25 protein-coding genes are annotated in these 22,609 nt (G+C 70.8%); 18 read left to right on the forward strand and 7 right to left on the reverse strand.

Annotated elements, in window-relative coordinates; translation table 11 throughout:
• Positions 1 to 1,160 (reverse strand): alpha-L-fucosidase (locus tag QNJ12_RS15615; RefSeq protein WP_300623929.1); only part of this gene is annotated, 1,160 nt, incomplete at its 3' end.
• Positions 1,161 to 1,261: 101 nt separating this feature from the next.
• Here QNJ12_RS15615 and larE point away from each other — a divergent pair.
• The 6 genes from larE to QNJ12_RS15645 all read left to right on the forward strand — a co-directional run bounded on the left by larE (position 1,262) and on the right by QNJ12_RS15645 (position 5,939).
• Complete coding sequence (gene larE, locus QNJ12_RS15620) at positions 1,262 to 2,101, forward strand: ATP-dependent sacrificial sulfur transferase LarE (RefSeq protein WP_300623930.1); 840 nt, start codon at positions 1,262 to 1,264, stop codon at positions 2,099 to 2,101.
• Positions 2,102 to 2,105: 4 nt separating this feature from the next.
• On the forward strand, positions 2,106 to 2,462 hold the full coding sequence (locus QNJ12_RS15625) for a VOC family protein (protein ID WP_300623932.1): 357 nt from the start codon (positions 2,106 to 2,108) through the stop codon (positions 2,460 to 2,462).
• On the forward strand, positions 2,462 to 3,493 hold the full coding sequence (locus QNJ12_RS15630) for a 1-acyl-sn-glycerol-3-phosphate acyltransferase (protein WP_300623934.1): 1,032 nt from the start codon (positions 2,462 to 2,464) through the stop codon (positions 3,491 to 3,493). Before QNJ12_RS15625 ends, QNJ12_RS15630 begins: the two co-directional genes overlap by 1 nt.
• Positions 3,494 to 3,651: 158 nt before the next feature.
• Complete coding sequence (locus QNJ12_RS15635; RefSeq protein ID WP_300623935.1) at positions 3,652 to 4,698, forward strand: LLM class F420-dependent oxidoreductase; 1,047 nt, start codon at positions 3,652 to 3,654, stop codon at positions 4,696 to 4,698.
• 182 nt (positions 4,699 to 4,880) lie between these two features.
• Positions 4,881 to 5,471 (forward strand): bifunctional 2-polyprenyl-6-hydroxyphenol methylase/3-demethylubiquinol 3-O-methyltransferase UbiG, encoded by a 591-nt coding sequence (locus tag QNJ12_RS15640; protein WP_300623937.1) that lies wholly within the window; start codon positions 4,881 to 4,883, stop codon positions 5,469 to 5,471.
• A 75-nt stretch (positions 5,472 to 5,546) separates the two neighbouring features.
• Entirely contained in the window at positions 5,547 to 5,939 is a 393-nt protein-coding gene (locus QNJ12_RS15645) for a hypothetical protein (RefSeq protein ID WP_300623938.1), read from the forward strand.
• Positions 5,940 to 6,074: 135 nt separating this feature from the next.
• Here the strand turns inward: QNJ12_RS15645 and QNJ12_RS15650 are convergent, their stop codons facing one another.
• Together QNJ12_RS15650 and QNJ12_RS15655 are read right to left on the reverse strand one after the other, a co-directional pair.
• Positions 6,075 to 7,727: an MFS transporter gene (locus QNJ12_RS15650; RefSeq protein WP_300623940.1), complete on the reverse strand. Its 1,653-nt coding sequence runs from the start codon at positions 7,725 to 7,727 to the stop codon at positions 6,075 to 6,077.
• Between the two features lie 61 nt (positions 7,728 to 7,788).
• Complete coding sequence (locus tag QNJ12_RS15655; protein ID WP_300623942.1) at positions 7,789 to 9,054, reverse strand: NAD(P)/FAD-dependent oxidoreductase; 1,266 nt, start codon at positions 9,052 to 9,054, stop codon at positions 7,789 to 7,791.
• A 65-nt stretch (positions 9,055 to 9,119) separates the two neighbouring features.
• Here QNJ12_RS15655 and QNJ12_RS15660 point away from each other — a divergent pair, with 65 nt between their 5' ends.
• Positions 9,120 to 10,046 (forward strand): SDR family oxidoreductase, encoded by a 927-nt coding sequence (locus tag QNJ12_RS15660; protein WP_300623943.1) that lies wholly within the window; start codon positions 9,120 to 9,122, stop codon positions 10,044 to 10,046.
• A 166-nt stretch (positions 10,047 to 10,212) separates the two neighbouring features.
• Here the strand turns inward: QNJ12_RS15660 and QNJ12_RS15665 are convergent, their stop codons facing one another.
• The gene (locus tag QNJ12_RS15665; RefSeq protein WP_300623944.1) at positions 10,213 to 10,512 is read right to left on the reverse strand and encodes an EthD family reductase; all 300 of its coding nucleotides are present in this window, start codon (positions 10,510 to 10,512) and stop codon (positions 10,213 to 10,215) included.
• Positions 10,513 to 10,570: 58 nt separating this feature from the next.
• Between QNJ12_RS15665 and QNJ12_RS15670 the strand changes: the two genes are divergently transcribed.
• From QNJ12_RS15670 to QNJ12_RS15680, 3 genes are read left to right on the forward strand one after another with little or no spacing between them, the layout of a single operon-like run.
• A complete protein-coding gene (locus QNJ12_RS15670; RefSeq protein ID WP_300623946.1) occupies positions 10,571 to 11,146 on the forward strand; it encodes a DUF2087 domain-containing protein in 576 nt (191 codons plus the stop codon).
• Between the two features lie 29 nt (positions 11,147 to 11,175).
• Positions 11,176 to 12,387: an alpha-hydroxy acid oxidase gene (locus QNJ12_RS15675; RefSeq protein ID WP_300623965.1), complete on the forward strand. Its 1,212-nt coding sequence runs from the start codon at positions 11,176 to 11,178 to the stop codon at positions 12,385 to 12,387.
• Between the two features lie 42 nt (positions 12,388 to 12,429).
• Positions 12,430 to 12,645: a hypothetical protein gene (locus tag QNJ12_RS15680; protein WP_300623947.1), complete on the forward strand. Its 216-nt coding sequence runs from the start codon at positions 12,430 to 12,432 to the stop codon at positions 12,643 to 12,645.
• Between the two features lie 215 nt (positions 12,646 to 12,860).
• Here QNJ12_RS15680 and QNJ12_RS15685 read toward each other — a convergent pair whose 3' ends face one another.
• Positions 12,861 to 14,009 (reverse strand): ATP-binding protein, encoded by a 1,149-nt coding sequence (locus QNJ12_RS15685; RefSeq protein ID WP_300623948.1) that lies wholly within the window; start codon positions 14,007 to 14,009, stop codon positions 12,861 to 12,863.
• A gap of 144 nt (positions 14,010 to 14,153) precedes the next feature.
• On the opposite strand from QNJ12_RS15685, the gene QNJ12_RS15690 reads away from it, so the two are divergent.
• The 4 genes from QNJ12_RS15690 to QNJ12_RS15705 all read left to right on the forward strand — a co-directional run bounded on the left by QNJ12_RS15690 (position 14,154) and on the right by QNJ12_RS15705 (position 17,169).
• On the forward strand, positions 14,154 to 14,705 hold the full coding sequence (locus QNJ12_RS15690; protein ID WP_300623949.1) for an MOSC domain-containing protein: 552 nt from the start codon (positions 14,154 to 14,156) through the stop codon (positions 14,703 to 14,705).
• A 23-nt stretch (positions 14,706 to 14,728) separates the two neighbouring features.
• Positions 14,729 to 15,517: an NUDIX hydrolase gene (locus tag QNJ12_RS15695; protein ID WP_300623951.1), complete on the forward strand. Its 789-nt coding sequence runs from the start codon at positions 14,729 to 14,731 to the stop codon at positions 15,515 to 15,517.
• A gap of 179 nt (positions 15,518 to 15,696) precedes the next feature.
• Positions 15,697 to 16,059, forward strand: coding sequence for a hypothetical protein (locus QNJ12_RS15700; protein WP_300623953.1), 363 nt, complete (start codon positions 15,697 to 15,699; stop codon positions 16,057 to 16,059).
• 111 nt (positions 16,060 to 16,170) lie between these two features.
• On the forward strand, positions 16,171 to 17,169 hold the full coding sequence (locus QNJ12_RS15705; RefSeq protein ID WP_300623955.1) for a hypothetical protein: 999 nt from the start codon (positions 16,171 to 16,173) through the stop codon (positions 17,167 to 17,169).
• A 57-nt stretch (positions 17,170 to 17,226) separates the two neighbouring features.
• On the opposite strand, the gene QNJ12_RS15710 is transcribed toward QNJ12_RS15705, so the two are convergent.
• Together QNJ12_RS15710 and QNJ12_RS15715 are read right to left on the reverse strand one after the other, a co-directional pair.
• Entirely contained in the window at positions 17,227 to 17,517 is a 291-nt protein-coding gene (locus tag QNJ12_RS15710; RefSeq protein WP_300623957.1) for a 2TM domain-containing protein, read from the reverse strand.
• 110 nt (positions 17,518 to 17,627) lie between these two features.
• Positions 17,628 to 19,397 (reverse strand): proline--tRNA ligase, encoded by a 1,770-nt coding sequence (locus tag QNJ12_RS15715; RefSeq protein ID WP_300623967.1) that lies wholly within the window; start codon positions 19,395 to 19,397, stop codon positions 17,628 to 17,630.
• A gap of 148 nt (positions 19,398 to 19,545) precedes the next feature.
• Here QNJ12_RS15715 and QNJ12_RS15720 point away from each other — a divergent pair, with 148 nt between their 5' ends.
• From QNJ12_RS15720 to QNJ12_RS23770, 4 genes are all read left to right on the forward strand, one after another.
• The gene (locus tag QNJ12_RS15720) at positions 19,546 to 20,337 is read left to right on the forward strand and encodes an arylamine N-acetyltransferase (protein WP_300623959.1); all 792 of its coding nucleotides are present in this window, start codon (positions 19,546 to 19,548) and stop codon (positions 20,335 to 20,337) included.
• 172 nt (positions 20,338 to 20,509) lie between these two features.
• Entirely contained in the window at positions 20,510 to 21,085 is a 576-nt protein-coding gene (gene rimP, locus QNJ12_RS15725; RefSeq protein ID WP_300623961.1) for a ribosome maturation factor RimP, read from the forward strand.
• On the forward strand, positions 21,082 to 22,449 hold the full coding sequence (gene nusA, locus QNJ12_RS15730; protein WP_300623963.1) for a transcription termination factor NusA: 1,368 nt from the start codon (positions 21,082 to 21,084) through the stop codon (positions 22,447 to 22,449). Before rimP ends, nusA begins: the two co-directional genes overlap by 4 nt.
• On the forward strand, positions 22,436 to 22,609 hold a 174-nt coding region (locus tag QNJ12_RS23770), incomplete at its 3' end, for a YlxR family protein (protein WP_367281799.1). The genes nusA and QNJ12_RS23770, both read left to right, overlap by 14 nt.

Raw genomic sequence — 22,609 nt, forward strand, 5'->3', positions numbered from 1 at the left:
CGACACAGCGCGAGGCCGGTGTCGGTCTGCTCGAACGCGACCGGTTCGCCCTCCGTCGTTTCGACCGTCGTCACCTTGCCCGCCGCGACGGCCAGTGACGGGAACTCGCTGCGCCCCGACACGTCGATCGCGTGCACCTCGCCGTCGACCGTCAGGTAGCGGGTCGATGCGTCGCCCCACGTCGACCAGGGTTCGGCGTCGGCGAGCAGCGAGGCGTGCGCACGAACCCAGCGGCCCGCCTCGCGCAGGCGCTGCGCATGCGCGGCGGGCAGCCTGCCCGACGCGTCGGGCCCGACGCTCAGCGTGAGGTGGCCGCCCTTGGCGACGACCTCGGTGAGCAACGAGACGATGTCGTGGGCGCTGAGGAGGTGCTCGCCCTGCTCGACGCGGTTGTGGCCGAGGCTGCCGCCCAGGCCCCGCCGGTGCTCCCACGGCTGCACCACGACGTCGTCGGGCAGCACGTAGTCGTAGGTCAGCACGCCACCGCTGTCGGCGAACCAGCGGTCGTTGGCCACCAGGCCGGGGTCGATCGCACGGGCGTTCGCGAGCAACTCGTCGCTGCGCCAGTGGCCACCGCCGCCACCCCAGTGCCCGTCGCCCCAGAGCATCCGCGAGCCGTACCGGTCGACGAGGTCGAGCACGTGGGGGTGGACGACCTCGTCGACGTACGGGTCCTTGGGATAGCGCGCGTCGGCCCAATCGAGCAGCGAGTAGTACGTGCCGAAGCCGAGCTCGGCGCGTTCGCAGGCCGCGGCGATCTCGCCGAGCACGTTGCGTCCCGGCCCCTCGACGAGCACCGTCCGGTCGGAGCCGGGGGCATCCCACCAGCACCACCCGTCGTGGTGCTTGGCGGTCATGACCAGGTACGACATCCCGGCATCGCGGGCGAGCGCCGTCCACTCGTCGGGGTCGAAGTCGTCGAAGGTGAGGAACGGGGCGAAGTCGTCGTAGCGCTCGATGTGCGCCCACCGGTCACGGTGATGAGCGAGCGACTCGACGAGCGGCGATGGCTGCAACAACAGGTCGCCGGCATCGGCGTGCACGTGGGCGCGGTACCAACCCGCGTCCTGCCCCAGCGGCGCCCAGGCGGGAACGGATGCCAGGCTGCAATGGGCCAGCATCCCGAATCGCTCTCGCCGCCACCAATCAGGCTCCCCCATTCCCGCCCATCCTCGCGCGCCGTTCGGGGTCCCGACGAGATCGAGCTGGGCCTTCGGCCCGACGCCGCGCCATGGCGGCGCAACCGTGCCACACTCTCGCCGTGGACGTCGCGCTCGATGAGAAGCTCTCGGCCCTCACCGACCGGTTGGACGGCCTCGGCTCGGTGTTGGTTGCGTTCAGCGGCGGCGTCGACTCCGCGTTCCTGGCCGCCGTCGCGCACCAGGCCCTCGGCCCGGACCGGGCCCGTGCCGTCACCGCGGTGTCACCGTCGCTCGCCGGGGCCGAGGAACGGGACTGCCGGGCGCTCGCCGAGGAGTGGGGTCTGAACTGGTCGTCCGTCGAGACCCACGAGATGGAGCGTGCGGCGTATCGGCTCAACGACGGCGATCGCTGCTACCACTGCAAGGCCGAACTAATGCACGTCGTCGCTCCCATCGCGACGATCAGCGACGCGACCGTCGTGCTCGGGGTGAACGTCGACGACCTCGCCGATCACCGGCCCGGCCAGCAGGCCGCCGTCGAGGCCGGCGCGGTCTTCCCGCTCGTCGATGCCGGGTTCACGAAGCGCGAGGTACGCGCCGCCTCGCAGCACCTCGGGCTGCGAACCTGGGACAAGCCGGCGGGGGCGTGCCTCGCGAGTCGCGTGCCGTACGGCACCGAGGTGTCGGTCGGCATCTTGTCGAGGGTCGAGCGGGCCGAAGCAGCGCTGCGCGACCTCGGGTTCCGGCAGTGCCGCGTCCGGCACTACGACGACATCGCCCGCATCGAGCTCGAGCTCGGCGATCTCCCGGCGGCGGTGGAGCGCTCGGCCGAGATCGTCGAGGCCGTCCGCGCCGCCGGGTACCGGTACGTGACGCTCGACCTCGAGGGGTTCCGATCGGGCAATCTGAACGATGTGCTGGCACGCCCGACCGGCGCGTCGCACGCCGATGTACGGTGACGGCGTGCTCGTCGACGGCATCCACCACGTCTCGCTCAACGTCACCGACACCGGCCGCGCGCTCGAGTTCTACGTCGGCGTGCTCGGGCTCTCGACGCTCGACCGGCCCGACTTCCCGTTCGGTGGGGCCTGGCTCGACGCAGGTCACGGCCGCCAGGTCCACCTGATCGAGGCGTCGGTGCCCGCCGACCTGGGACAGCACGTCGCATTCGGCGTCGCCGACATCGACGCCGTGATCGCACATCTCGAGGCGGCGGGTGTCGACGTGCCCGCCGCCAACGAGGTCGGCGCCACCGGCATCCGGCAGACGTTCATCACCGACCCTGACGGCAACCGGCTCGAGTTCACGCAATCCGCCTGATGGCTGCGCAGACGCGGCGCGACAGGCTCCGGCGACGATCACTGACGATCCCGGCTCTCGTCGCCGGGACGGTCCTCCTGACGCTGCTCGTGCCGGTCTGGCTGCCGCTCGCGCTCGTGCTCGATGCGCTGCGGCTGCGGTTCCGCTTCCCGCTGGCGCGGTTGCTGGCGTTCGCCGTGTGCTGGTGCTGGATCGAGACCGCCGGCGTGCACGCGACCGCCTGGCTGTGGCTGACCGGGCGTGCCGGTGACGCGGGCGCCCACTATCGCCTCATGGGCTGGTGGGCCGGTGCCCTGATGAACGCGATCCGGGTGACGACGCGGATCGAACCGCAGGTCGTGGGGGCCGAGGCGCTCGAGGGCGGGAACGCGATCGTGCTCGCGCGCCACGTGAGCCTCGCCGACTCGTTGCTGTCGGGTTGGGCGACCGCGACCGTCTGCGGCCTCTGGCCGCGGTACGTGCTCAAGAAGGAGCTGCTCTACGACCCGAGTCTCGACATCGTCGGTCTCCGCATCCCGAACCACTTCCTCGACCGCACGGCGACCGACGCCGACGCAGAGCTCGACGCGCTCCGTCGGCTGGCCGCTGGTGTCGGACCCGACGTGGTCGCCGTCATCTTCCCCGAGGGCACTCGTTCGAACGACCAGAAGCGAGCCCGTGCGCTGGAGAAGATCGAGGAGTCCGACCCGGAACGGGCCGCGCGACTCGCTGGTCTGCGCCGGTTGCTCCCACCGCGAGCCGCCGGCACGACCGCGCTGATCGACGGCGCGCCCGACGCCGACCTCGTGCTCGCCTGGCACACGGGGTTCGACGGGCTCGACACGTTCTCGGGCATGATCTCCAAGCTGGCGTCGCCACTCCCGCCCGTGCGCTTCGTCACGACCCGCGTACCCCGCAGTGAGGTGCCGGACGGCGCTGCGTTCCCCCGGTGGCTCGACGATCGCTGGTTGGAGCTCGACGCCGCTGTCGATGCGGCGCTCGGTGACGGCACGATCGACGGCGCGGGCAGTCCGCCATCGGGATCGCAGTGAGCACTGAACCGCCGAACCACCGACGGTGACCTGTCCAGCGCGGAGTCGCGCGGCGCCGCGGACGTCCGAGCCGATCGGAGCAGCCCCGTGTGGCAGGCTGCCCGGTCGCCCCGGGATCGGTTCGGCCGCCCGGCGCCGGGCTGCCTAACGTCGACGCGATGAAGCTCTCGATGTCGATCAACTACTCCGGCGACTTCCACGCCGACGTCCAGCGGGTGCAAGAGCTCGAGAGCGCCGGCCTCGACATCGTGTGGGTGCCCGAGGCATACAGCTTCGACTCGGTGAGCCAGATGGGCTTCCTCGCGGCGAAGACCAGCACGATCAACATCGGGGCCGGGATCCTCAACGTGTACTCGCGGACGGCGACCTGCATGGCCCAGACGGCGGCCGGCCTCGACTACGTCAGCGACGGGCGCTTCGTGCTGGGCCTCGGTGCGTCGGGTCCGCAGGTCATCGAGGGCTTCCACGGCGTCGCGTACGACAAGCCGATGCCGCGGATCCGTGACTACATCAACGTCTGCCGCATGGTCTGGCGGCGCGAGCGAGTGGTCTACGACGGCCCCACCGTGCAGGTGCCGCTGCCCGAGGGGCAGGGGACGGGTCTCGCGAAGCCGCTCAAGCTGATCAACCATCCGGTCCGCGAGCACATCCCGATCTTTTGGGCCTCCTTGATGGGGCTGTCGGTCAAGGCGACCGCCCGGTACGCCGACGGTTGGCTTCCGATCTTCTTCGACCCCGAGAAGTTCCACACGGTCTGGGGCGACGACCTGAAGGCGGGCACCGCCGAGCGGGACGAGTCGCTCGGACAGCTGCAGGTCTCGGCCGGCGGCATGGTCGCGATCGGCGACGAGTTCGCAGGCGAGGCCGCCGACCGGGTGCTCGACATGGCGCGCCCGTCGGTCGCGCTGTACGTCGGCGGCATGGGTGCCCGCGACAAGAATTTCTACAACACGATCTTCCAGAAGTACGGCTATGTCGACGAGGCCGTCGAGATCCAGGACCTGTACCTGTCGGGCAAGAAGGACGAAGCGGCTGCCGTCGTGCCGGGCGAGATGCTGGCCAACACCAACCTGGTCGGCCCGGCCGGCCACGTGAAGGAGCGACTGGCGGCGTACCGGGAGGCCGGGGTGACGCACCTGTCGGTCACTCCGGTGGGCGGCGACCCCGTCCGCACCGTCGAGCAGCTGCGGGAGTTGATCGACTGAGTCGGTTCGGGCTCGCCGCCTCCGCTGCGCGGGCGCTTCGCTCCGCTTCGGCGCTCGCCCGCTTCGGCCATGCGACGCGGTCGACCGGGCAGACGGGCAGCCCAGAGGTCGGGCGACGTCGGGTGGGCGGTGGTTCCCGATCTCGTTTGCAGGCGCGCCGACACGGATGAGACTCTGACGTCGTGGATCGTGAGTCGTGGGACGCCCGCTACGAGACGACCGACTTCGTCTGGACCGACCGGGCCAACGGGTTCGTCGAGCGGCACCTCGCCGACCTTCCGCCCGGTCGTGCGCTCGACCTGGCGGCCGGCGAGGGCCGCAACTCGCTCTGGCTCGCCGCCCGCGGGTGGGCCGTCACCGCCGTCGACTTCTCGTCGGTCGGCATCGACAAGGGTCGACGGCTCGCGACGGAGCGCGGGATCGACGTCGAGTGGGTGGTCGCCGACGTCACCGAGTACGAGCCCCACCGGCCGTTCGACCTGGTGCTGATCGCCTACCTGCAGCTCGCCCTGCCGAGTCGAACCGCGGTGTTGCGCCGGGCAGCGACGTGGGTCGCTCCCGGCGGCTCGCTGTTCGTCGTGGCGCATGATCGCTCGAACGTCGAGCACGGCCACGGGGGACCACCGTCGATCGGGGTGTGCTACGACCTCGACGAGACCGTCGCCGCGCTCAACCCGCTCGCGGCCGACGTGGCCGAGGTGGCGACGCGGACCGTGCCGACACCCGACGGCGACCGCGAAGCCCTCGACACGATCGTGCTCGCCCGTCGGTAGGACACCGGCGCCGGTCGCGGAGCGGGCGGGCTCGCTGCGACTGGTGATCGGCGAATCTGCCGTAGCCTGGCGGACGTGGACGACGACCGAGCCATCGCCGAGGAACCCGGAGAGCCCGATCTGCTCGACCGCGTGTTCGGCGAGGACGAGCGTGCCGCTGCGGCACACGCCGAGTCGCTCATCGTCCACGAGGAGCGACTCGCCGAGCAGCGGCGGTCCGCGATCGATGCGGGGAGGCGAAAGGGCGGCGTCGCCGGCGCCGCGATGGCGGGCGCGATGCTCGCCGTCGCCGAGATCTACGAGGGCCCGCGCAAGGACGACGCACCGGTGACGGTCGAGGCGAGCGGCGACCCGCACGACCTCGACAAGGACGGCCTCGACGTCAGCGTGGGCGACGTCGACGTCGCGGCACCGCCGCTCGAGCGCATCGACCCAGCCGTCGACGACCGCAAGCGCCCGCAGGTCTGACCGTCGACGGCCGCCGTCGACGAGCGTAAGCGCCCGCAGGTCTGATCGTCGACGGCCGCCGTCGACGACCGCAAACGCCCGCAGGTCTGATCGTCGACGGCCGCCGTCGACGACCGTAAGCGCCCGCAGCTGTCGTCAGTTCCCGTCACGCTCGGGGTTCGACGTCGCCAGTCGATCGGCGATCCCCTGGAGCAGCGCCGACGGCGGCGCCCCGGTCTCCTCGAGCACGTCGAGGAACAGGCCGCCCGGAATCCGCCAGACATCGGCATCGGTCGCCGCCGTGACGGTTGCTGCGCGCGGTGAGCGCTCGATCAAGCCGATCTCGCCGAACCAGTCGTCGCGATGCATGTCGGGCATCGAGCGCCCGTCGACCGTCACGCCGAACGTGCCGGCCCGGATGACGAAGAGATCGTCGGCCGCATCACCTTCGACGATGACCGTGGTCCCGGCAGCGATCCGCTCGGCCGAGATCGAGGCGGCGACGCGCTCGAGCGCCGAGCTCGGTGCGCCGTCGAAGAGGTCGAGTGCGGCGAGCACGTGTACCGAGGGCCCCAGCTCGCGGCTGCGCTCGACCGAGCGCCGGGACAGCGCCACCATCGCCGGCAGGCTGCCGAGGCCGGCGACCACGATGATCCCGGCTACCGCGAGCACCGATGCCCGGAGCCCGATCGGGTCGATCACCAACGGGACGGCGAGCGCGCCCGCCAGTCGTCCCAGGTTGGCGGACCCGTTGACGGCGCCGAACACGCGACCGAGCCGTGACGGGTCGACGATGCGCTGCACCGTGACCACCGATGCGACCTCGAACGCCACCATGCCGATGCCGACCGGGACCAGCAACGCCGACGCGAGCCACAGGTCGTCGACGGCGACCAGCGAGCCCAGCGGGCCCGCAGTGAGCACGACCGCGACGACCACGACCACCACGAGCCGGCGCGGGTCGGCGATGCGGCCGGCGAGCGGGATCGCGACGACGGCGCCGAGGCCCACCGCACCGGAGAGGTAGCCGATCGCCGCCGGATCGGCGTCGAGGAAGTCGCGCACCACGAGGACGAGCAGCACCATCTCTGCGCCGCGCACGAAGTACATCGCTCCGACGAGGCTGATCAGCACCCGCAAGCCGGCGACCTTCGGGACGTCGACGTGCCCGTCCTCGGAGCGCTTCGGCGCGGGCAACGGTCGGCGTCCGACGTGCGAGCGCGGCATCCCGCGCAGTGCGCCGGTCAGCAGCGCGGCAACGAGATACGCGGCCGCTGTGACGACATAGCCGGCGCCGGTCGACCACGCCACGATCCCGACACCCACCATCGGACCCACGAACGTCATCACCTGCTTGATGGTGCTGAGGTGGGCGTTCGCCGTTGCGAGGTGACGCTCGCCAACGATGGCGGGTACGGCTGCCGTCAACCCGGGCCGGAGCGGGACGCCCACGACATACGCGAGCGCGACCATCGTGAGTGTGACCGCCGGCCCGGCGCCGACCTCGACCAACACGGCGGCCCCGAGGATGATCGCCGCTCGTACCACCCCGGTGTCGACGAGCAGGCGTCGCACGTTGCTGCGGTCGATCAGCGCGCCGGCGGGCCAGCTGAGCAGCGCTCGCGGTCCGAGCCGCGCGACGACCGCAAGTGCGAGCAGCAGGCTGTAGTTCGCCTCGTCGGCGAACGTGACGACGAGCGCGACCCACAGGACGCCGTCCGCAATGCCCGTCAGCCCCTCGGCTGCATAGAGGACCGGTGCGCCGGACCGTTCCGTGAGCGAGCCTCGCTCGGCTGCTGTACCCCGCATCCCGACCTGTCGGCCTCCGATTCCCACGAGCGGCCGGGTCGACCGCGAGTCGGCGTGGACGTTAGCTCGCTGCCCGCTCCTGAACGGGAGTCTTGGGCTCGAGAGCCGTCGCTCCGACGTAGGCGCCGGGTCGCGCGAGGAACCCGCGGTGCCAGCGGCTCGGGGACGTGGCGATCGCCCTCGGCTCGTCCTCGAACATCCAGCGGGCGAAGTTGCGCCGGCCCCACTCACCGCTCGCCTCGACGACCCGGATCGCACCGCGGGCGCCGACGGGGGACCGCAGGACCGCGCCCAGTCGCTTGGACATCCGGTGGTCGGCGAAGAGGTGGTGCTCGACCTCGCGCTCGTACCGCCGTGCGACGAGCTCGGGTTGCAGTGCCCCGCCCGACACGATCGCCTCGGCAGCGAGGCGCCCGGTCAGGAGCGCCTGCCCGATGCCCTCGCCGGTCATCACGTCGGTGGCGGCGGCGGCATCGCCGACGAAGAGGACCCGTCCCCGGGTGAGTGCGACCTCGTCGACTCGGGCGGGAATCGGCCAGGCGGTGTGCCGGCCCTCGAGCTCGAAGCCCGGCCCGAGCGCGTCGACCACATGGGGTCGTGCGAGCAGGTCGCGCCACAGCGTGGCCATGTCCTGCACCCGGCGCTCGCCGTCGCGGAGCACACCGAACCCGATGTTGACCCGGTTGCCGGGGAGGGGGAACGACCATGCGTAGCCCGGGAGGAGGTCCTCCTCGAACCAGACGATCAGCTGCTCGGCGGCGGGACCGGTGACGTTGCGGGCGTACTGCCGGAACGCGTGCCACTCGCCGCGATAGCTCGGCAGTCCGGCGCCGACGGCCTTCCTGACGGGGCTCCACATGCCGTCTGCGGCGACGACGTAGCGGCAGCGGACGGAGCCGAGCCGCTCGACGGTGACGTCGACGTGGTCGCCGTCGGTGATGTCGACGCCGGTGACCCCGTGTCCGTCGCGGACGGTGATGCCCATCCGGCGAGCGGTCTCGACCAATTCGTGATCGAGCGACATCCGAGGGGCGACGGCCGCGTACATCCCGGAGTCGGGGAGCGGCACGACGACGGTGCGGCCCGACGGCGACCGCAGCACGGCACCGTCGACCGTCTGCCAGCCGTCGACCAACGAGGGGTCGAGGCCGAGCTGCTCGAGCTCACGCAGTGCCAGCGTCGTCAGGCCGTCGCCGCAGCACTTGTCGCGCGGGAAGTGCGCCTTGTCGACGACGAGGACGTCCCGGCCGGCGCGGTGCAGCTCGATCGCCGCCGCGATGCCGGCCGGCCCGGCGCCGACCACCAACACGTCGCACGAGGAGTTCACAGCGTGCAGGCTACGGCTCGGTCGGCTCGTTCTCCTGCCCTGCGCCGAACCTACGATGCCGGCCCATGAGTCGTCTGTGTGAAGGTCGTGTCGCCATCGTCACCGGAGCCGGTCGGGGGATCGGCCGCGAGCATGCCCTCAGCCTCGCCCGCCACGGAGCGAAGGTCGTCGTCAACGATCTCGGCGGTGCCGTCGACGGAACGGGTGACGACCTCACCCCTGCCCAGTCGGTCGTCGCGGAGATCGAGGCGATGGGTGGCGAGGCGATCGCCAACGGCGAGAGTGTGTCGGACTTCGCCGGCGCCGAGCGGATGGTGCAGGCGGCGGTCGAGGCGTTCGGCGATCTCCACATCCTGATCAACAATGCGGGAATCCTCCGCGACCGCATGTTGTCCAACATGACCGAGGCCGAGTGGGATGCGGTGGTCGACGTGCACCTCAAGGGCACGTTCGCGCCGGCCCGCCATGCGGTCGGGTACTGGCGCGAACGCGCCAAGGCGGGCGAGCCGGTGAGCGGCCGGATCGTCAACACCACCTCGGTGTCGGGCATCTACGGCAACCCTGGGCAGACCAACTACGGCGCCGCCAAGGCCGGGATCGCGGCGTTCACCCAGATCGCAGCGCTCGAGGTCGCCCGCTACGGCGTCACGGTCAACGCCGTCGCGCCGGTGGCGTTGACGCGGATGACCGAGAACCTGGGACCGGCTCCCGAGTCGGACGAGGAGCGCGAGGCGCGGTCGCCGATGTGGATCGCCCCGATCGCGACGTGGCTGGCCTCGGAGGAGGCCGGCCACGTGAGCGGGCGCGTGTTCGAGGCGTCCGGCCAGTTCCTCGCCGTGGCCGAGGGGTGGGTTCGCGGGCCGACCACCGACCCGGTCGACGACCCGACACAGCTCGGCCCCGTCGTCGCCTCGCTGCTCGACGGCGCACGGCCGAATTCGGGGATGAACGGCCAGCCCGGCACGTGGCCTCAGCCGGGCGCCGAGCGCTGAACCGTCGTCGCCCTGGCGACCGCCCGCGAACGGGCTGCTACTGGGAGCCGCCTGCGAACGGGCTGCTACTGGGAGCCGCCCGCGAACGGGCTGCTACTGGGAGCCGCCCGCGTACGGGCTGCTACTGCGAACGGGCTGCTACTGGGAGCCGCCCGCGAACGGGTGGCTACTGGGAGCCGCCCGCGACTTCCCCGACCAGCAGCTCGGGCCGCACGTTGGTGTAGTTGGGGACGTCGCCCATGATCTTGGCGCCGTGCTCGGCCATCGCCGCGTTGAAGGCGTCCTGGCTGGTGACCGACATCCACCCCATCGCGGCGTACTTTCCATCGGCGATGGACGCTGCGCCCCACCCGTGGCAGTCGTCGCCCACCGCCTCGGCCAGCATGGGCATGTGCGTTGCGGTGTAGTAGTCCATGTCGAACGTGGAGTCGTCCGTGCGTGGGTAGAGGATCGTGACGGCAATCATGCCGCGAGTCTTCCAGACCGGGTGGTCGCCGACCCGCAGCGGAGGTTGACTGGCCGCGATGTCCCCCGACCCGAAGAAGCTGACCACGCTGCTGCTCGACGTCGATCGGCTGGCGGTGGCCGGGGCGTTGGCGGTGGCCGGGCAGACGACCGACGAGCTGGCCGAGCGCACCGGCCTCGATCGCCGCGTGCTGCTGGCGGCGGTCGGTGATCTGCGTGCCGCAGGGATCGTCGCCGACGAGGGTGGCACGTACGTCCTCGATCGAGCTGCGCTGCGAGAGGCGGCCAGGCGTGCCGCCGACCTCGACATCCCGATGGACCCGGTCATCGGGTTCGGCATGACCGCCGACGAACAACTCGTGCTCGAGCGCTACTTCTCGGGCCGCGTGCTCGACGACATCCCGGCGCAGCGGGCCAAGCGCCTCGTCGTGCTCCAGCGACTTGCGCTCGAGTTCGACATCGGACGTCGATACGTCGAGCCGGACGTCAACGAGATCCTCGGTGCGTTCAACCCCGACTGGTCCTCGCTGCGCCGATACCTCGTCGACGAGGGCTTCCTCGACCGCGATCACGCCGACGGCCAGAACGTGTACTGGCGCAGTGGCGGTCGCGTCACCGACCTTCCTCCAGCTTGAACCGACCGCGTACGCTCGTCGCCGTGGGTATGTACAAGACGTTCCGGTCGGTCGTGAGGTTCCGCGAGCTCGAGCTCGATCCGGTCGAGCGGCGGCTGCGTTCGGCAGCGACCATCGAGGACCTCCGCCGGATCGCGAAGCGTCGGCTGCCGAGGGGTGTCTTCGACTACTTCGACGGCGGTGCCGAGGACGAACGGACGTTGGCCAACAACTCGGCCGGGTTCGCCAAGCTCGAGTTCCGGCCGAACGTGCTCCGCGACGTCAGCGAGCTCGACGTCTCGACCACGCTGTTCGGTCACCAGGTCGCGATGCCGCTGATGCTCGCCCCCACGGGGTACACCCGGATGGCCACGTCAGATGGCGAGTTGGCCGTCGCGCGGGCGGCGGCGAGGGCCGGCGTGCCGTACTCGCTGTCGACGATGAGCACCCGCTCGATCGAGGAGGTCGCAGCGGTCAGCGACGGGCCGAAGTGGTTCCAGGTCTACACGTGGAAGGACCGCGGCCTCGTCGAGGAGCTGGTCAAGCGAGCGCTCGTCGCCGGCTACGAGGGCCTCTGGCTCACCGTCGACACCGCGGTGCTCGGCCGTCGCGAGCGCGACGTCCGGCGCGGCTACACGATCCCCCCGAAGATCGGCCTCGACACCATCGTCGACGGCATCATCCATCCCGCGTGGACGTACGACTTCCTGACCCACGATCCCATCCAGTTCGCCAACGTCGTCGGCCGCGACGGCGCCGACGGCAGCGAGGGCATCGACCTCGCCGGCCACGTGATGTCGCAGTTCGACCAGCGGCTCTCGTGGAAGGACATCGAGTGGCTGCGCGGCATCTGGGACGGGCCGATCATGCTCAAGGGCATCCAGACGGTCGACGACGCGGAACGGGCCGTGGCGATGGGCGTCGAGGGGATCGGGCTCTCGAACCACGGCGGTCGACAGCTCGATGACGCCCCGGCGCCGATCGAGCTCGCCGAGCCGGTCGCGCAGCACGTGCAGGGTCAGGCGACGATCATCGTCGACGGTGGCGTGCGGCGCGGGAGCGACGTGGTGAAGGCGTTGGCGCTGGGCGCCGACGGCGTCTCGATCGGTCGGCCCTACCTGTTCGGCCTGGCGGCGGGAGGCGAGCGCGGCGTCGACCACGTCCTGCGGTTCTTCCGCGAGGGGATCGAGCGCACGATGGCGCTGACCGGCCGCACGAACGTCTCCCAGATCGATCGCGACCTGGTGCGCTGGCGCGACTGATCTGAGATGACTCCGACACGACGGATCGGTAGGTTCGAGCGCATGTCGGTGCTCGCTCAACTCCGCGGATTCGTTCGTGCCCTCGCGTCGGGTGAGGGGGCGAGGCGCGGGCCGCGGCACCGCGGCGACATCGTCGCCGACGTGGCCAGCGACGTGCTGAGCAAGACGGGCGGGCGGGCCGTGAGTGGCGGCCAGACGTTCGATCACATCGCAGACGGTGCCGAGAACTACGACAAGTCGTTCGGCAACGAGGACTGAGGTGATCGGGGCCGACCGTCGAGCCGGCCCGCCACCACGCATCTGGCATCTGCCGCCGGTCCCTTCGAGCGCATGTCGGTGCCGGCTCAGCTCCGTGGGTTCGTCGGGGCGTTCTGCTCCGGTGCCGGGTCGACGAGGCGTCCGCCGCAACGACATGACCGGGGACGGCCCGCTGCACGACAACGCGTCGTTCGACGACGAGTGAATCGTCGCGATCAGCGCGGCAGCGCTCGTCGCACGTACTCGTCGAAGTGGGGGATCGCGAACTCGACCCAGCCGTAGCGGGGTGCGTAGATGATCCCCTCGCCGATCAGGCGCTCGCGGAAGGCCGCGACCTGGGGTGTCTGCATGTCCATCGCCGCGGCGACCTCGCCGGACCGGTGCGGTCCCGGCCCCAACGACGACAGGCCCTGCACGTAGGCGACCTCCGACGCCGGGATCCGGGCGATGCGGGCGGCGAAGAACGAGGAATCGAGGGCGTGGTTCGCATGCGGGGCGGCGCGTTCGACGTCGTCGGCCGAGATCGGCTCGTCGAACGCGGTGTTCCACGTGTGGTACGCCCACGTCTGCACGAAGAACGGGAACCCGTCCGACCGGTCGATGATCGCCTCGGTCGCCGCCTCGGCCCACTCGACGCCGATCTCCGACGCCGGCCGCCTGATCGCGCTCGCGACCTGCGCTGGGCTGAGCGGACCGAGATCGGCCACAGCGAACATCCGCTCGGCGTAGGTGGCGGCGCGGGCGACGTCGCCGACGAGGTTGGGCAGGCCGGCGAGGACGCACGCCAGCGGCAACCCGTCCTGACCGCACCGGTGCACGCCGGCGAGGATTCGCCGCAGATCGTCGCGGGCGATCATCTGTGCCTCGTCGATCGCCAGCAGCACGCCCAGATCGTGGTCGGCGGCGGCGGTGGCGAGGTCGGTGATGACGTCGGCGAGCGCTTCGCGATCGGGCGTCGCAGCGGTGCGCTCGACGGTGACTCCGGTCCCCGCCAGCGTGATCGCCACCGACTCGATCGAACGCAGCGCTCGGGTGACCTTCTGGCTGCGGTCGAGGTCCTCGAGGATCCGCCGGGCCTGTCGGAGCAAGCTGCGGAGCGAGTCGTTGCCGCCAACCGCCTCGATCCGCACGACCCGGTAGCCGACGTGCTGGGCGAGTGCGGCCAGCTTGCCGAGCAGCACGGTCTTCCCCACGCCGCGGAGCCCCGTGATCAGCTGATGCTGGCTCGTTCGTGACGAACGGATCCGTTGCAGCGCGACGTCGAACGCCTCGATGATCGCGTCGCGCCCGACGAGCGCCGGGGGAGGGGTGCCGGCACCGGGTGCGTACGGGTTGGCGATCGGGTCGTACCGTTCATCCGACATGCCGTCAGTTTAACGAGATGCGCTAATCCATGGGCAGCTTGGGAAGCCACCTGTCGGCCCACGGCGCCGACGCTGCAAACCGGAGCCCGGCTGCCCGCAGTGCCGCACTACGCTCGCAGGGCGCCCGACGCTGAGGAGCCACTGATGACGAGCATCCACCACCTGACGACCGAGCAGCTCGAGGCCGGCGACGGCCATGCGCGCGAGAGCCCGTCCGACGGCGGCACGGTCGAGATGATCGTCTGCCGGCCCGGCATCGACGAGCGACGAGTGCTCGAGGAGGGCCGGCTCGTCGTCGGCGACGGGCTGGTCGGCGACAACTACCTCGACCGCCCGGCGAAGGGCGACGACAAGCCGCACCCCGAGGCGCAGCTCAACCTCATGAACAGCCGGGTCGTCGATCTGGTGGCCGAGGGGCGGCGCGATCGGTGGTCGCTCGCCGGGGATCAGTTCTTCGTCGACTTCGACCTGTCGGCGGACAACGCTCCGGCCGGCACCCGGCTGTCGATCGGCACCGCCGTCATCGAGGTCTCCACGAAGCCCCACAACGGCTGCGCCAAGTTCGCCGAACGATTCGGCATCGACGCGGCGCGCTGGGTCAACGCCGACAAGGCGGCCCGCCGTCGCGGCATCAACGCGATGGTCGTGCAGGCGGGGGTCGTCCGCGCCGGCGACCGGATCACCAAGCTCGACTGACGCCGTCACTACCGTGGCGGGCCGTGACCGACCCGATCGACGAACAGGTCGACGAGCCCGCCGACGAACCCGAACACGAATCCGAACACGCAGCCGTCATGGAACGACTCGACGTGATCGACCATCCCGATGCCGACGATCCGGCTTCGCCGTCGGCAACGGTGGTACTCGCTCGCGACGGCGAGGACGAGCTCGAGGTGTTGATGATCCACCGGGGCGCCGAGACGGCCTTCGGCGGGATGTGGGCGTTCCCGGGGGGCGTGATCGAGGAAGACGACATCCCGGCCGGCACCGAACCCGACCCCCTCCCGGCCGCACGGCGGGCGGCCGTACGCGAGACGCAGGAAGAGCTCGGCCTGCACATCGACGAGGCGTCGCTGGTGTGGTGGAGCCATTGGCTGCCGCCGGCCGACTCACCCCGGCGCTTCTCGACCTGGTTCTTCCTGGCGCCCGGCGGTGACCGGCACGCCGACGAGCACGTCGCCGTCGATGGTGACGAGGTGATCGTGCACGAGTGGATCGCACCGGCGAATGCGCTGGCCCGCCAGGCAGCCGGCGAGATCCTCATCGCGCCGCCGACGTTCATCACGCTCGAGCAGTTGCATCGTTACGGCGACGTCGCGTCGGCGCTCGCCGCCGCCGATCCGCAGCACTTCGCCACCGAGATCGCGTTCGGATCGGACGGCGTCCGCATCTGCCTGTGGGAGGGCGACGCCAGCTACGGCCTCGGCGACCCGATGGTGCAGGGTCCCCGGCGCCGGCTCGTGATGGACGAGGCCGCGGGCTGGCGGTACCTCAACACGGTCGGTTGATCCAGCGCCGCGTCCACCAACGTTTGCCCCGTTCGCCGGCCCAACGCACCGCTGTCTTCGTTCCGGCGTCCTCGAAAGTGCGCACGACAGTTCCTTCGTCGCCGCGCCTCGCCAGCGGCGCGTTGGACTCGGCGCGCAACAGCGCAGACGTTGCCGGCCAGGGCACTAGCGTCCCTCGTGTGTCGTACCACTCGTTGCGCTCTGCGGCGTCGGCGTTCTCGATCCGGTCGCTCTCGTCGGTCGGTTCGATCAACGGCGTCGGTTCTGCCGGCTCGATCGCCTCGATCGGCTCGGCGGGTTCGATCCTCTCGATCGGCTCGGCCGGTTCGATCCTGTGCCTGGGGTCGGCGGGATCACTGCTGTCGATCGGCTCGGCCGGCTCGATCCTGTCGTTCAACAGCAGCGAATCGATCCTGCACTGGAGCGGCGAGCGAATGACCCTCGGGCAGGTCGCCGCGCTCGCTGCGATGATCACGGGCGTCGGCGTCGCGGCGGGCGCCATCACGGGCGCGGTCGCCCGGGGCCTGAGCCGTCGCGCCTGAGCTCGGGGCACATCCGACCTCGAGCCTCCGGACCACCGGATTCGCTTGCCGTTCAGCGAACGCGGCGCGACTGTGGAATCGCGGCTTGTCCGCGGCGGCAGAGGAGGACCGATGAGATCTCGTTGGATCGCCCTGATCGCCGCTCCGGCCCTGGTGCTGACGGGGTGCGGCGGCGACGACACGACAGCGGGTACCACACCCGACGACGTCACGGATGTGTCGGTGACCGAAGCGCCGTCGACCGTGGCCGAGGCCACGACGACCGTCGCCATCACGACCGTTCCGGCGACGACGGTCCCGGAGACGACCGAGCCTGCGACGACACCTCCGGCGTCCGCGACGACCGAGTCGGTGACCACGACGACGTCGCTGCCCGACGGCCCGGACGGCCCGGACGGCCTCCTGGCGTTGCTCGAGGCGGGCGACGTCACGCTGGCCGCCACGTCGCCCGACGGTGGTGTCTCGGGCGAGATCCTCGACGTCTCGCTCGTCAACGAGACCGACGAGGAGCTGGCCTTCGTCGTGCCGTGCGGATTCGTGTTCGTACCGGAGTACGAGGAACCGGAGGACCCCGACGACGGCGACGAGGGAGGCAGCAGCCCGATCGAGATCAGCGGCGACCAGCGGATGATGGTCGTGCAGGCTTCCGACGTCGTGCTCGGGCCCGGCGGTACGGCGGTCGCCACCCCGTACGTGATGTGCGTCGACAGCGACCGTCCTGCCCCGGAGGGCGGGGCGGTCTACGGCGCCGGTTCGATGACGACCGACGAGCTGCTCGAGCTCGCCGAGTGCATCTGCGGGCGCGACCTCGGTGCGGAGCTCGATCCGATGACCGGAGCGATGAGCCTGCAGCTCGCCGTCTGGGCCGTCGCCGACGGCGAGCTGCCCGCGGTCGACGACCTGTCCGAGATCGAGGGTGCGCTCGGCGACGTGGTCGGCGGTGGGCTGGGTCTCGGCCCCGAGGAGCTCGCCGAGCTCGAGGAGCTCACGGGCATCCCGGGCTTCGACATGGATGCGATGCTCGAACAGGCGATGCGGTTCCTGGAGGACTACCAGACGGGCGCGGCGACCTGGCTGGAGGAGTGCGGCGTCGAGCTCACGGGCGCGTGAGCGCGACCGATCGGCGGTGCGGCGCAGCGCTGCGGCAGGAGCCGTTCCCGAGCCGCCTCAGGTCATGCGGTGGTGGTGGCGGCCTCCGTGCAGGAGCCGGTCGACCCGCCGGTGCGAGATGCTGCGCCCGTCGATGAGATAGGCGAGGACGTGGAACGCCAGGCCGATGCCCCACGCCACCGTGACCCAGTACGCCCACTGGGCACCGTCCTGCCCGACCCACAGGTCGAGGAACCACAGGAACGCGTTGATGATGGCGAACGTGCCCACGTGCCACATGAGATCCTCGAAGTAGCGGGCCTCACGCTCGGCGAGCTGCTCCGGGGTCCGCTGCTCCAACCCTGCCATGACGCACTCCTTCCTGTCGGCTGCGTCCATGGTGCGCCCGTCGCGGGCCGGTGACACAGGGCCACAGGGCCCGAATCGGCCGATGACGCCGGTGGGGAGCCGGGCGCCCGTCAGCCGATCGAAGCGAGGTGCGCGACGACCTCACCGAGCGGAACGTCCCGGCGGTCGCCGGACCGCCGGTCCTTGATCTCGACCAGGCTCTTCGAGGGATCGTCGGCGTCGATGCCTCGGCCGCACACCACGATCGTGGGGACACCGATCAGCTCGGCGTCCTTGAACCGCACGCCCGGTGACACACCCTCGCGATCGTCGAAGAGCACCCGCAGACCGGCCGCTTCGATCTCGGCGGCCAATGACTCGGCAGCCGGCCGCTGTGGTCCGCCTTCCTTGCCGGCGATCACGAGGTGCACGTCGGCCGGTGCGACTTCGCGCGGCCAGCAGAGCCCGAGGTCGTCGTGGTTCGTCTCGGCGATGGCGGCCACGGCGCGCGACACACCGATGCCGTACGAGCCCATGGTCACGGTCACGAGCTGACCGGACTCGTCCTGCACCTGCAGCCCGAGCGCGTCGGCGTACTTGCGCCCGAGCTGGAAGATGTGACCCATCTCCACACCGCGGGCGATCTCGAGCGCCTCGCCGCAGTTCGGGCAGGTGTCGCCGGATCGCACCTCGGCCGCCTCGATCACGCCGTCGGCGGTGAAGTCGCGCCCGTACGTCAGGTCGATGACGTGCTTGCCGGCCTCGTTGGCACCCGTCACCCACCGGGTGCCGTCGACGATGCGCGGGTCGACGAGGAACCGGATGCCCGACGTGCCCGTCGAGCCGAGCGTGCCAGGCCCGATGTACCCCTTGACGAGTGCCGGGTGGGCGGCGAAGTCGGCCTCCTCGAACGGTTCGAGCTCGGCCGGTGCCACCTGGGCCCCGAGCCGCTTCTCGTCGACCTCGCGATCGCCGGGCACGCCGACGGCGAGCGGCTCGGTGGTGCCGTCGGGGTGGCGGAGCTTGACGACGACGTTCTTCATCGTGTCGGCGGCCGTCCACGGGCCGTCCGGGCGGTCGAACTCGCCGTGGGCGTTGAGGTGGTCGACCAGCGTCTCGATCGTCGGTGTGTCGGGGGTGTCGGCGACTCGGGCCGCCGGCGCCCCGTCGAGCGGGATCGGATCGGGAACCGGCACCTCGACCGCCTCGGTGTTGGCGGCGTAGCCGCACGACGGGCAGCGCACGTAGGTGTCCTCGCCGACCTCGATCGGCGTCAGGAACTCCTCGGACGCCGACCCGCCCATCGCACCGGACATCGCGGAGACGATCACGACCGGCAGGCCGAGCCGCTCGAACGTCTTGATGTACGCCTCGCGGTGCCGGTCGTACGAGCGCTGGAGGCCCTCGTCGTCGACGTCGAAGCTGTACGAGTCCTTCATCAGGAACTCGCGGCCGCGGAACAGCCCCGCTCGGGGCCGGGCCTCGTCGCGGTACTTCGTCTGGATCTGGTAGATCGAGAGCGGCAGGTCCTTGTACGAGCCGTAGAGGTCCTTGACGAGGAGCGTGAACATCTCCTCGTGGGTGGGGGCGAGGAGGAAGTCGTTGCCGTGCCGGTCGTGCAGGCGGAACAGGTCGTCGCCGTAGTCGACCCACCGTCCGGACGTCTCGTAGGGCGCCTTCGGAAGCAGGGCCGGGAAGTGGACCTCCTGGAACCCGGCAGCGTCCATCTCCTCGCGCACGATCTGCTCGATGTTCCTGAGCACGATCCAACCGAGCGGGAGCCAGCTGAACCCGCCGGGCGCGGCACGGCGGATGTAGCCGGCTCGCACGAGGAGCCGGTGCGACGGCACCTCTGCATCGGTGGGGTCTTCACGCAGGGTCCGCAGGAACAGGTTCGACATCCGGAGCACGGGGCGACGATACCCGTCGACCCAGCGTGCCGGGCCGGGGGATCGGCCGCCGCTCGACTGCCGTCGACCCGCGCCATGCCGACGCCGAGCGACGACGGGTCTCGACCTCACGAGCGTTCGACGGCGTACGTTGCCCGGGATGGTGGCGATGGATGAGACGTCGGTCGAGCAGTACCTGCGCCGGATCGCGGCCGAACCGCCGTCGGCGCCGACCGTCGAAGCGCTCGCTGCGCTCCAGATGGCCCACCTGCTGCGGGTGCCGTTCGAGAACCTCGACATCCACCTGGGCGTGCCGATCGTGCTCGATCCGGCGTCGATCCGTTCGAAGGTCGTCGATCGACGGCGGGGTGGCTACTGCTACGAGCTCAACTCGGCGTTCGGTGCGCTCCTCGCCGCGATCGGCTTCGGGGTGACGACGGTGTCGGCGCGAGTCGCGGCCGCCGACGGCGAGCTCGGTCCCGACTTCGACCACATGGCCCTGATCGTCGACACGCAGGACGGCGACGAGCGCCTCCTCGCGGACGTCGGCTTCGGCGACGCCTTCACGGTGCCGGTGCCGCTGATCGACGGCGGTGTCCAACCCGATCGCGACCGGCGCGTCCGGCTGGCGAGACGCGCCGGCGCCGACTGGCACTACGAGGAGGATCGGGGAGACGGTTGGGAGGTGCGGTACGCCTTCACGACGGTGGGCCGCGCGTTGAGCGACTTCGAGGCGATGAACCATCATCAGCAGACGTCGCCCGACAGTCACTTCACCCGACAGCCGGTCTGCAGCCTCCTGACGGCCGAGGGGCGGCGCACGATCTCGGGCGACCGCCTGATCGTGACGAACGCAGGTGCGCGCACCGAACGCACCCTCGCACCCGCCGAGGTCGATCGCGAGCTGCGAGAGCGGTTCGGGCTGCAGCTCGCACGCCGCTTCCCGCCGTGACCGCACGACGGATGCGGGATCGGCCCGATCGAGGTCGCCGCCCGGCCGCACCCGCCGACCCCCGGCCAACCGGGGCCGTTCGGGGATATACTCGATTCGCTAATTGATTGAGGTCATCGATCAAGGCGTGGGCACGTCCCACGCCTTGTTGTGTGAAAGGAGGCGAATCGAGATGACGGACACACCCGTGGTGCAGCGCATCCGCGACCTGGTCGACCCGATCGCCTCCGATCTCGAGCTCGACCTCTACGACGTCGAGCAGCGCGGCGGCACCATGCGCGTCACCCTGGACACGCCGCCCGGGTCCGAGGCCGGCATCGACCTCGACAAGCTGGCGCTCGCCACCCGCCTGATCTCGCGTGAGCTCGACCACCAGGATCCGGTGCCCGGCCGGTACACGCTCGAGGTGACGAGCCCGGGCGTCGAGCGGAGCCTGCGCACGCCGGCCCACTTCCAGCGCGAGGTCGGCAAGACGATCAACGTCCGGCTCGCCAACGTCGACGCCGATCAGCGCCGCCTCGAAGGCGTGCTGGTGGCCGCCGACGAGGGCACGGCGACGCTGCGCCTCGACGGCGACGACGGCGGTGAGGTCGAGCGGACGATCGCGATCGACGAGATCGATCGTGCACGAACGGTGTTCGTGTGGGGCCCGAAGCCGAAGCCGGGCGGCAAGGGCGCAGGCAAGAGCAAGGGCGCTGGCAAGAAGAAGAGTCCGAAGCAGCAGCAGTCGAAGAAGGAGTCATCGTGAGCAATCTCGACATGAGCGAAGCCATCCGCCTCCTCGCGCAGGAGAAGGCGATGTCCGAGGAGGACCTCCTGCACGTGCTCGTCGATGCGCTCGCCAGCGCCTACAAGCGCCGGCCGGGTGCCGCCGACGAGGTCGTGGTCGAGGTCAATCCGACCACGATGGACTTCACCTTCACCGCCTACGACCTCGACGAGGACGGCAACTGGGTCAACGAGCGCGACGACACGCCGAAGAAGGAAGAGCTCGGCCGCATCGCGGCCCAGACGTTCCGCCAGGTGATGGGGCAGCGCATCCGCGAAGTCGAGCGCGATCGCAAATTCGAGGAGTACGCGAACCGCGAGGGCGACATCGTCACCGGCATCATCCAGCAGACTGACACCCGGTACACGCTGCTCGACCTCGGGCGGGTTGAGGCGCTGCTGCCGCAGGCCGAGCAGGTGCCGTACGAGCGTCCGACGCCCGGCGATCGTTCGAAGGCGTACATCGTCGAGGTCCGCAAGACGGTGAAGGGGCCACAGATCGTCGTGTCGCGCACCCATCCGGGCCTCATCAAGCGGCTGTTCGAGCTCGAGGTGCCCGAGATCGCCGACGGCATCGTCGAGATCAAGGCCTGTGCCCGCGAGCCCGGCCACCGCACGAAGATCGCCGTGCTCTCCAACGACCACAACGTCGACCCGGTCGGCGCCTGCGTCGGCGCCCGCGGTGCCCGCGTCCGGATGGTCGTCAACGAACTGCGCGGCGAGAAGATCGACATCGTGCCCTTCAGCGAGGACCTGGCCGACTTCGTCGCCAAGGCGCTGTCGCCGGCGAAGGTCAACCAGGTCAACATCTCCGAGGACGGCACGGCGGCCGACGTCATCGTGCCCGATCACCAGCTCAGCCTGGCGATCGGCCGTGAGGGGCAGAACGCTCGCCTCTCGGCCCGCCTGACCGGCGTGCGCGTCGACATCCGCTCCGAGACGCAGGTCGCCGAGGGCGTGCCGGCCGGCGGCTACCTCGAAGAGCAGGTCGAGTACGCCGAGGGCGAGTGGCGTGAGAACGCCGAGACCGGCGAGATGGAGTGGCATGCCGCCGACGGCTCGGTCATCAGCCAGGCCGAGTGGGCCGAGCAGAACGAAGATGCCGAGAGCGACGAGGGCGAGGCCGAGACGGCCGACAGCGAGCCGGCTGCCGAAGCAGCGGCCGAGCCGGCCGCCGACGACGTGAGCGGTGACACCGACGACGCAATCGGCGAGGACGCGGGCGACGACGCAGGTGACGATGCGGCGGCCGAGCCGGCCGACGAGTCGGCCACCGACGCGGTCGATACCGAGACCTCCGGCGAGCCCGACGCGGCAGCGAGCGACGGAGATGACGACGACTGATGGTCCGATCCGCACCTGCATCGGCTGCCGTGTGCGGCGCCCGCAGTCCGAGTTGCTGCGCTGCGTCTTCGCGGCCGACGGTTCCGTCCAGGTGTGCCGTACGGCACCCGGGCGCGGTGCGTGGCTCTGCGGAGCGGGTTGCGTCGAGCCGGCGCGGCGC

The sequence above is a fragment of the Ilumatobacter sp. genome, assembly GCF_030065885.1.
Classification (GTDB): domain Bacteria; phylum Actinomycetota; class Acidimicrobiia; order Acidimicrobiales; family Ilumatobacteraceae; genus Ilumatobacter.